Source organism: Actinomadura soli (genome assembly GCF_005889715.1).
GTDB lineage: Bacteria > Actinomycetota > Actinomycetes > Streptosporangiales > Streptosporangiaceae > Spirillospora > Spirillospora soli.
In genome coordinates this window covers 1-9,944 of record NZ_VCKW01000283.1, presented here as the reverse complement: position 1 = coordinate 9,944, position 9,944 = coordinate 1, and the positions used below count along the sequence as shown (strand labels likewise).

The window sequence follows — 9,944 nt, the reverse complement described above, 5'->3', positions numbered from 1 at the left end:
GCTTGGTGGTGGGTTTCGGGGGACGACGTTCGGGATCGTCATGGTCGTCACGCTGCTGGCGTTCGAGAGCATGGCCGTTGGGACCGTGATGCCGCTGGTCGCGAGCGATCTGGACGGTCTGGCGCTGTACGCGTGGGGGTTCAGCGCGACGCTGATCATGAGCCTGTTGTCGACGGTCCTGGCGGGCGGGTGGGTGGACCGGTCGGGGCCGGTCCGGCCGTTCATGATCGGGCTCGGGACGTTCGTCGTGGGGCTGGTGATCGCGGGCGCGGCGCCGTCCATGTGGCTGTTCGTCGCCGGACGGGCCGTGCAGGGCCTCGGCACCGGGGTCTCGCTGGTCGCGATGTACGTCGTGATCGCCCGCGTGTATCCGGAGGAGTTGCGCTCCCGGGTGTTCGCGGCGCTGTCGGCGGCATGGGTGCTCCCGTCGTTGATCGGCCCGGCGGTCGGCGGTGTCGTCGCCGAGCATGTCGACTGGCGGTGGGTGTTCCTCGGGCTGGTTCCGCTGGTGATCCCTCCGACGCTGCTGCTGGTGCCCGCGTTGCGCGGGATCAAGACCGTGGACGCCGCGCCGGCGGCGGGCAAGGGCCGCTACGTGGCCGCCATCGCCGTGGCGGCCGGGGCGGGCGTCCTGCTGTACGGCCTGGACAGGCCCGGCTGGACGATGGCGCTCGCCGTCGTCGCCGGGCTCGCGGGCCTCGCGTTCGGGCTGCCCGGGCTCCTGCCCGCCGGGACGCTCCGGCTCCGCCGCGGGCTGCCGAGCGTCATCCTCGTCCGGGGCCTGCTGTCCGGCGCGTTCTTCGGCACCGACGTGTTCATCCCGCTCGCGCTGACCCGGCTGCACGACTTCAGCGCGACGCAGGCCGGGATCGTCCTGACGGTCGGGGCGCTCGGTTGGTCTGCGGCGTCCCAGATCCAGGCCAGGTCGAAGCGGTCGCGCGAGTTCTACGCGCTGCTCGGCGCGGTGTTCGTCACCGCCGGGATCGTCGCCGCCGCCGTCGCGCTGCAGGTGTCGGGCTGGCTGGCCGCGCCCGCGTGGATCATCGGCGGCGCCGGGATGGGCTTCGCCATCGGCAGCCTCTCCGTCCTGCTCCTCGACCTGTCATCCGAGGACGAGCAGGGCGTCAACTCGTCCTCGCTGCAGATCAGCGACACCCTCGGCTCGTCCCTCGTGGTCGGGGTCGCGGGCGCGCTGGTCGCCGGCTTCGGCGCGGACAGGCTCGGCACGGGCCTCGCCGTCGCCGGAGCGCTGTTCGCCGCGATCGCCGCGTTCGGCGTGATCGCCGCTCTCCGGCTGGAGGTCAGGAAATGACCGTCGAATTCACCCTCCCCGCTGCCCTGGAGGCCCACGAGCCGCCCGAGGCGCGCGGCCGGACCCGCGACGGCGTCCGGCTCCTCGTCTCACGCCGCGCCGCGGGCGAGGTCTCCCATCACGAGTTCCGCGATCTGCCCGCACTGCTCGCCCCCGGGGATCTGCTGGTCGTCAACACGTCGTCCACGCTGCCGGCCGCCGTCCGGCTCGACAGGATCAGTGTCCACTTCTCGACCCCGGTTCCGGGCCCGGACGAGCGGTTGTGGATAACCGAGCTCCGCCGCCTCACCGGGAAGTCCAGCCACCCCTACTCGGGCGGCTGCCCCGGCGAATGGATCCCGCTGCCCGGCGGGGCCACGCTCACGCTCGTCGGACGGCAAACGGACCGGCTCTGGCAGGCGCGGCTGAGCACCGACGTCGTCCCTTACCTGCGGCGCCACGGGGTGCCGATCCGGTACGGGTACGTCCGACGCGACTGGCCTGCCGCCACCTACCAGACCGTCTTCGCCAACGACCGGTCGACGGGCAGTGCCGAGATGCCGAGCGCCGCCCGTCCGTTCACGCCCGAGCTGGTGACGCGGCTGGTCTCGCGCGGCGTCCTGATGGCGCCGATCACGCTGCACACCGGGGTCGCGTCGCCGGAGGCGCACGAACCGCCGTACGCCGAACGGTACGAGGTCCCCGAACCGACGGCCGCGCTGGTCGAGCACGTGCGCTCGCGCGGCGGCCGGGTGATCGCCGTCGGGACGACCGCCGTCCGCGCGCTGGAGACGTCCGTGGACGCCTCTGGACGCGTCCAGCCGTCAGAAGGGTGGACCGAGCACATCGTGACGCCCGAGCAAGGCGTCCGCGCCGTGGACGGCCTCCTCACCGGCCTGCACGAACCCAAGTCGTCCCACCTGATGATGCTCACCGCCATCGCCGGAAGCGAGCTGCTCACCGCCACCTACGAGGCCGCCCTGGCCGAGCGCTACCTCTGGCACGAGTTCGGCGACTCGAACCTCATCCTGCCCTGAAGGCTACGGGAGGGGTCGGACGAACGGAGCGCCTTTCGCGGCCGGTACCGTTGTGAACAGTTATGGACGGGTCAGCGCAGCGCACGCTGCTCATCACGCTCACCGGACGCGACCGCCCCGGCGTGACGTCGCGCCTCTTCACCACACTCGCCGAGTTCCCGCTCACCGTCGCCGACGTGGAGCAGGTCGTGATCAGGGGCAGGCTCGTCCTCGGCGTCCTGCTCGCCTACTCCGAGGGCGCCGACATCGGCCGCGTGTGGAACGCCGCCGAACGCGTCGCGAACGACCTCGACATGGAGATCGAGCTCTCCACCGGCCGCAACAAGCGGACGCCGAAACGCAGCGGGCGGCTGCACGTCACCGTCCTCGGCGCCCCGCTGAAGCCCGCCGCCATGGCCGGGATCTCGGGCCGGATCTCCGCGCACGGCGCCAACATCGACCGCATCGAACGGCTCGCGCACACGCCCGTCACCTGCATCGAGATGGACGTGTCCGGAGCCGACCCCGACGCCCTCCGCGCGGGCCTCGCCACCGAGGCCGCGGAGCAGCAGGTGGACGTCGCCGTCCAGCAGAGCGGCCTGCACCGCCGCGCCAAGCGCCTGATCGTCATGGACGTCGACTCCACCCTCATCCAGGGCGAGGTCATCGAGCTGCTCGCCGAGCACGCCGGCTGCCTCGACGAGGTCGCCAAGGTCACCGAGGCCGCCATGCGCGGCGAACTCGACTTCGAGGGCTCCCTCCGCGAGCGGGTCGCGCTGCTCGCCGGGCTGGACGCGGCCGCGCTCGAGGACGTCCGCGACAAGCTCCAGCTCGCCGCCGGCGCCCGCACGATGGTCCGCACGCTGAAGCGCCTCGACTACAAGTTCGCCATCGTCAGCGGCGGCTTCACCCAGGTCACCGACGCGCTCGTCGACGATCTCGGCATCGACTACTCCGCCGCCAACACCCTGGAGATCGTCAAAGGCAAGATCACCGGCCGGATCGACGGCCCCGTGATCGACCGCGCCGGCAAGGCCGCCGCCCTCGAACGCTTCGCCCGCGAAGCCGGCGTCCCGATCAGCCAGACGGTCGCCATCGGCGACGGCGCCAACGACCTCGACATGCTCCAGGCGGCCGGCCTCGGCATCGCCTACAACGCCAAACCGGTCGTCCGCCAGGCCGCCGACACCGCCGTGAACTTCCCCTACCTCGACACGATCCTCTTCCTCCTGGGCATCTCCCACGAGGAAGTGGAAGCCGCCGACGCTCTTGACGCCCAGGGGGGCGACCCCGTGGAATCCCCGTCGCGTGCCGGTCGATCCTCACGCCACGGCTGAGGTCGCCGCGACCGTGCGGGTCAGCGGCGTGGCGCGCTGTGGGCGCCCGGCTCGTCAGGTCCGGCGGCCGGCTCGTCGGGTCGGGCGGCCGGAGGCGCCCCGCGCAGGAGATCGCACGACCCGTGACTCCGGCTGAGCCCGGCTCCGAGCCGCCGTGACGTGACTCGTCCTGGCTGGGTAGAAACCGATCATGTTCAGGCGGGCGCGGGGGGCCTACGCCCAGGTCGGGGGGTCGGCGGCGCCCATGTACGGGCTCGCCGCGGCGCTCGCCATGGCCGTGCCGCTGTTCGTCGGGGCGCTGACCGGGCACGGGGCGCAGGGCGCGATGATCGCGCTCGGCGCGTACCTGGTCGCGCTTCGCACGCCGGAGGGGCCGTACGGGGCGCGGGCGCGGGACCTCGCGGTCGGGGTCCTGGTGGTGACGGTCGGCTCCACGGTCGGCGGGCTGCTGGCCGGGCACACCTGGCTGTCGGTGTTCGTCGTGCCGCCGCTGATCGCGCTCGGTGTCGCCGTCCCGCGGATCGGGCCGACGGCGGGGCTGGCGGTGCTGCTCAGCGCGGTCCGACCGCCGTCCGCCGACGTCGTCGCCATCGGGATCCTGGAGCTGATCGGCGGGCTGCTCACCGCCGGGCTGCTGCTGGCGCCCTGGCCCGCGCGGCGGCTGCGTCCGTTGAGGGCGGCGCTGAGCGAGGCCGCCGAAGCGGTCGCTGAGGCTTTGGACGCGGTGGCGCAGGACGTCGGAACACCCGACAGCACCCCCCTGGACGAGGTCGACCTCACCAACCCCGACCTGCTCGACGTCACCCGCATCCCGGACTGGGAGGTCAAGCGGCGGGCGGCGTCCGAGGCGCTTTCCGCCGCGCGCACCACCTACGGGCTGTACCGGTCCGGAAACGGCGACCCCACCCGGCCCGAGCGGCTGATCGACGCGCTCGGACGCGTCCTGCACGAGACGGTGACACTCCAGGCCGTCATGGAGGCCGCGAAGAACTATCCACCGGACCGCGAGTGGGAACTGGAGACGCAGACGGCGATCACGGTGCTCGCGGCGCGGCTGCGGCTGCTGGCCGGCGGTGTCGCGAGCGCGGGCGCGGCGCCGCTCGGCGGGGTGGAGTCCGCGGCCGTCCGGCGGATGGGACGGGCCGCCGAGCACATCAGGCGCGCCGGGCTCGCCGGGGACGAGGACCTCGTCGCGGTCTCGCTGATCGGGCAGGTGCGCCGGTCGATCGAGCGCATCGCGGGCGAGGTCGCGTCCACGCGCCGGATCGTCGCGGGCGGGCTGCGGTTCGGGTTCGGCGCGCCCCGGATGCCGGAGACGCTCGACCCGCTGCCGGTGTGGGCCCGCGTGCGCCGCGCCGTCCGCACCCGGTCGCCGATGTTCCGGCAGGTGGCGCGCGTCTTCGTGACGGCCGTCGCGTCGATGGCGCTGTCGGCCGGGCTCGGCCTGTCGCACGGGCACTGGATGACGATCACCGCGATGCTGAGCCTGCGCGCCACCTACGGCGAGACGGTCGAGCACGTCGTCCAGCGCGTCGGCGGCACCGCGGCCGGGTCGGTCATCGCGGCCGTGATCCTGACGATCGCGCCCGACGAGCCCGCCATCGCGGTGATCATCTTCTGTTTCGCGCTGGCCGGCTTCGCCATGCGCGCGGTGAACTACACGTACTGGGCGCTGTGCGGGACGCCGCTGGCGATGATGCTGCTGGACTTCTCCACGCCCGCCGACTGGCTCACCGCGGGCGAGCGGATCGTGCTGACCTTCGCCGGGACGCTGATGACGTACCTCGCCGTCCGGCTGCTCTGGCCCGCCGGGCACCTGGAACGGCTGCCCGTCCAGCTCGGGCGGCAGCTCGGCACGCTCGCCCGCCTCGTCCGGACGACGGCGGACGTGCTCGCCGGGGAGATCGTCCGGCTGCCGGACGAGACGATCAGCGCGGCGGGACGGTCGGCGGAGGCCGTCGACCGGACCCGGACCCGGCTCGGCCACGAGCGGCTCCCCGACACCGGGCTGATCGCCGAGCTCGGCACCGCCGTGGACGCCGCGCACCGCACCCGCGACCACCTCATCGCCGTCGCGCGGCTGTCCCGCGAGGAGTCGGTGGACAGCGGCCCGATCCCCGAGATCCTCGACCGGCTCGCCGACGAGCTGGAGGAGGCCGCCGAGCGGCTGGAGGACCCGGAGACCCTCGACCCGAAGGCCGCCATGCCCGCCGAGGAGCTCAGCGAGGAGCTCGCCGACCTCGACTCCCACCTGTCCACGCTCACCCGCCGCCGCCGCGCCGAGATCAAGTCGGGCGCCACCGGGGACGACTTCACGCCCGTCCAGCACGCCCTCTTCCAGGTGTCCGGGATCCGCTACACCATCAGGGCGCTCCGCCGCGACACGGGAACGGTCATCGAGTCGTCCCTGGCCGCTGCCCAGCCGCGCACCTGAAGCCGTGCGCGGCCGGGCGTCAGCCCTTCGGGGTCCGGACGGTGCGGAGCGTGCCGAGGCCGGGCCGGACGTCCGGCCACGCGCCGGGCAGGTCGATCACCGCGAGCGCGCAGGTCGGGAAGGCGTCCGGCGACTCCCCGGCCAGATCATGGACGAGCTGGTGCACGGACGGGTTGTGCCCGACCAGCAGGACGCGTCCGGCGTCGTCCGGCGACCGGCCGACGAGATCGAGAAGCTCGTCCGCGTCGTTGTCGTAGATCCCGGACTCGAAGCTCACCTCGGCGTCGACGTCCAGCAGCGCGAGCGTCTCCCGCGTCCGCGCGGCCGTCGAGCACAGCACCAGATCGGGGGCCAGGTCGTTCGCCCGCAACCACTCCCCGGTCGCCGCGGCGTCGCGCCGCCCTCGGTCGTTGAGGGTGCGGTCGATGTCGGGAATCCCCAGGCCCGCGACGGCCTTGGCATGACGGAGAACGATGAGCGTCGGCATTGTTTGATTGTATTTCTCTCCTCCTTCGGCCCTGGCGGGCCTGCTGTGCTCATTGCAGTGCCCTCCTCCTTCGGGCCTTGGCGGCCCTCCATCGTCGAGCGCTGCGTGCGATCGCTGCATCGCTTCGGCTCGCCTGGCGGCTCGCTGCGCGATCAGGTTCTTGCTTCGCTCGAACCTGCCTTCGGACGCGATCGCGGCGGTTTTGGTTGTTGCGTGGTTGCGGTGGTGGTTGCTGTTGTCGCTCAACGCGGTGCGTTGTCGTGGCTGCGCGGGGGCGGCCATACGCTGTACCTCGACGCATTGCGTCCTCGGACGAAAGCAACGGGAAAGCTGGAGGCGTTGTGACGGGCGGCGGCGGCAAGTCGACTATGTCGGGGCCTAAGGGCTTCGCGCTCATGCTCGGCGCGATGCTCGCCATCCTTCTCGCCATCTGGGGCCTGGCGGCCCTCGTCGCCCCCTAGCAAAACCGAAGGGGCCGGTGGCGTGTCGCCACCGGCCCCTTACTGGTTGGACGGGTCAGGCCTTGTTGGCGGACGATTCCTCGCTGCCCGACTCGGCCGGGGCGCCGTTGGCGTCGGCGCCGACCGCCGCCTCCTCCGGAGCGCCCTCCTCGATCGCGCCGCCCTCCGCCTCGCCGCTCTCCGTGGCGGACGGCGCCGGGGCGCCGCCCGCGACGGCGGGCTCGGCGATCGGGTCGGCGCGCCGCTTGGAGACCAGGATGGCGGCGACGACGACGGCCACGGAGAACGCGGTCACGGCGACGCGCAGGACGGTGTTGCCCGCGTACGTCACGACCGCGTCCGCGATCAGCAGCGCGACCAGGTTCATCACCTTGATCAGCGGGTTGATGGCGGGGCCCGCGGTGTCCTTGAACGGGTCGCCGACCGTGTCGCCGATGATGGTGGCCTCGTGCGCGTCGCTGCCCTTGCCGCCGAGGTGGCCCTCCTCGACGAGCTTCTTGGCGTTGTCCCAGGCGCCGCCGGAGTTGGCGAGGAACACCGCCATCAGGACGCCCGCCGCGATCGCGCCGCCCAGGTACGCGCCGAGCGGCGCGTAGCCGAGCGCGAAGCCGACCGCGATCGGGGTCATGATGGCCAGCAGTCCGGGGGTGGCGAGCTCGCGCTGCGCGTCCCGGGTGCAGATGTCCACGACCCGGTCGTAGTCGGGCTTCTCGGTGTAGTCCATGATCCCGGGCTTGGTGCGGAACTGCTCGCGCACCTCGACCACGACCCGTCCGGCCGCGCGGCCCACCGCCGCGATCGCCAGACCGGAGAACAGGAACACGACCGCGGCGCCGATGATCAGCCCGATCAGCACGTTCGGCTGGTCGATCGACAGGCTGAACACGCTGAAGTCGCCGAGCGCGTCCTTGGCGTCGGCGGACGCGTCGTCCAACGCGGAGATCACCGTCGTCCGGAACGAGCCGAACAGCGCGGTCGCGGCGAGGACCGCCGTCGCGATCGCGATGCCCTTGGTGATCGCCTTGGTGGTGTTGCCGACGGCGTCCAGCCGCTCCAGGATGGACGCGGCCTCGCCCTGGACGTCCCCGGACATCTCGGCGATGCCCTGGGCGTTGTCGGAGACGGGACCGAAGGTGTCCATCGACACGATCACGCCGACCGTGGTCAGCAGCCCGGTGCCGGCCATCGCCACCGCGAACAGCGCGACGGTGGTGTTGCCGAAGCCGAGCAGGAACGCCCCGTAGACGGCGCCGCCGATGACGAGCGCGGTGTAGACGGCCGACTCCAGGCCGAGCGAGATGCCGGACAGGATGACGGTCGCTGGGCCCGTCCGGGCGCTGTTGGTGACCTCCTGGACGGGCTTGCGGTTCGTCTCGGTGAAGTACCCGGTGAGCAGCTGGATCGCGCTGGCCAGCACGATGCCGATGACGACGGCGCCGAGCGCCACGATGCGCGGATCGGCGTCCAGGCCCCTGATCTCGGGGTCGGTGACGCCGCTCAGGTCGGCGAACGACGACGGCAGGTACGCGAACGCGGCGATCGCGACGAGGACCGCCGAGATCGCCGCCGATATGAAGAAGCCCCGGTTGATCGCGGTCATGCCGGAACGGTCGCCGTCGCGGGGCGCCACGGCGAAGATCCCGATCACCGCGGTGATGACGCCGATCATCGGGACGATCAGCGGGAACACCAGGCCCTCGGTGCCGAACGCCGCGGTGCCGAGGATCAGCGCCGCGACCAGCATCACGGCGTACGACTCGAACAGGTCGGCGGCCATTCCGGCGCAGTCGCCGACGTTGTCGCCCACGTTGTCGGCGATGGTCGCCGCGTTGCGCGGGTCGTCCTCCGGGATGCCCTGCTCGACCTTGCCGACCAGGTCGGCGCCGACGTCGGCGGCCTTGGTGAAGATGCCGCCGCCGACCCGCATGAACATGGCGAGCAGCGCGGCGCCGAAGCCGAAGCCCTCCAGGACCTTCGGCGCGTCGCCCTGGTAGGCGAGGACGACGACGGCCGCGCCGAACAGCCCGAGGCCGACGGTGAACATGCCGGCGACGCCGCCGGTGCGGAACGCGATCCGCATCGCGGTCTTCTCGCCGTCCTTCTCCCGGGCGGCGGCGGCGACGCGGACGTTGCCGCGGACCGCCAGCCACATGCCGGTGAAGCCGGTGACGGCCGAGAACAGCGCGCCGATGACGAAGAAGACCGAGCGTCCGATCCGCTCACCGGTCGAGTCCGCGGGGAGCAGCAGCAGGACGAGCGGGATCAGGACGACGAAGACCGCGACCGTCCGGAACTGGCGTTTCAGATAGGCACTGGCGCCCACCTGGACGGCCCGCGCGATCTCTTGCATCTTCTCGGTGCCCTGGCCCGCGGCCAGAACATCGCGCACGAGACCCGCGGCGACGGCCAGTGCCAACAGTGCGATCACAGCGACGACGACGACCAGTGAGAGGTCGCCGCCGCCGAGATCCACTTCTGCGCTGGCCGGGCTTGACAGGGAAAGCCCAGCAGACATCCGTCCTCCTCGACAGGGGTGTTGCGATCTGGACCGTCATTAGACGATCTTTACCGCGTTACCCCGCGAGTCATGATTTCGAACGCCTCGCACGGCAGCGCGGGTCCCGGGAGTCTACGCAGGCGGCAGTCGAATGTTAAGGCCGCACGGCCCTTCAAGAGGATGTCGCCGAATTGCAACAGACGATACGCCGGAATTTGCCGCATAAGCCGCCGCACACGGCATCTCCGCAGGTCAACGTGGGTTAGCCCGCTATTACCCCACGGCCACATCGACACGCGCGCACCACTCCGGGCGCATCGGCGACCCCACCGGTGCTCTATTCAAGCTAGGCATTAACACGGAATATGTCCAGACCCAAATCGGGACAACCTAGATCAACTTGCCGAGATTCTCACCCCAC

At 71.9% G+C, this 9,944-nt stretch carries 7 protein-coding genes; 5 read left to right on the top strand and 2 right to left on the bottom strand.

Going from position 1 to position 9,944, the window contains the following annotated elements:
- From ETD83_RS35090 to ETD83_RS35075, 4 genes are all read left to right on the top strand, one after another.
- Positions 1 to 1,312: MFS transporter (locus ETD83_RS35090; protein WP_138649511.1), on the top strand; the 1,312-nt coding region annotated here is incomplete at its 5' end.
- The gene (locus ETD83_RS35085) at positions 1,309 to 2,328 is read left to right on the top strand and encodes an S-adenosylmethionine:tRNA ribosyltransferase-isomerase (protein WP_138649510.1); all 1,020 of its coding nucleotides are present in this window, start codon (positions 1,309 to 1,311) and stop codon (positions 2,326 to 2,328) included. The genes ETD83_RS35090 and ETD83_RS35085, both read left to right, overlap by 4 nt.
- A 62-nt stretch (positions 2,329 to 2,390) precedes the next feature.
- Positions 2,391 to 3,644 (top strand): phosphoserine phosphatase SerB, encoded by a 1,254-nt coding sequence (serB, locus tag ETD83_RS35080; RefSeq protein WP_138649509.1) that lies wholly within the window; start codon positions 2,391 to 2,393, stop codon positions 3,642 to 3,644.
- A gap of 190 nt (positions 3,645 to 3,834) precedes the next feature.
- Entirely contained in the window at positions 3,835 to 6,078 is a 2,244-nt protein-coding gene (locus ETD83_RS35075; RefSeq protein WP_138649508.1) for an FUSC family protein, read from the top strand.
- A 19-nt stretch (positions 6,079 to 6,097) separates the two neighbouring features.
- Here the strand turns inward: ETD83_RS35075 and ETD83_RS35070 are convergent, their stop codons facing one another.
- Positions 6,098 to 6,565 carry a SixA phosphatase family protein gene (locus ETD83_RS35070; RefSeq protein WP_138649507.1) on the bottom strand — a complete coding sequence of 156 codons (468 nt, stop codon included), beginning with the start codon at positions 6,563 to 6,565 and terminating at the stop codon, positions 6,098 to 6,100.
- On the opposite strand from ETD83_RS35070, the gene ETD83_RS35065 reads away from it, so the two are divergent.
- Positions 6,539 to 6,910 (top strand): hypothetical protein, encoded by a 372-nt coding sequence (locus ETD83_RS35065; RefSeq protein WP_138649506.1) that lies wholly within the window; start codon positions 6,539 to 6,541, stop codon positions 6,908 to 6,910. The two genes, ETD83_RS35070 and ETD83_RS35065, sit on opposite strands and share 27 nt — an antisense overlap.
- 171 nt (positions 6,911 to 7,081) lie before the next feature.
- Here the strand turns inward: ETD83_RS35065 and ETD83_RS35060 are convergent, their stop codons facing one another.
- Complete coding sequence (locus tag ETD83_RS35060; RefSeq protein ID WP_230421389.1) at positions 7,082 to 9,541, bottom strand: sodium-translocating pyrophosphatase; 2,460 nt, start codon at positions 9,539 to 9,541, stop codon at positions 7,082 to 7,084.
- Between the last annotated feature and the right edge of the window lie 403 nt (positions 9,542 to 9,944).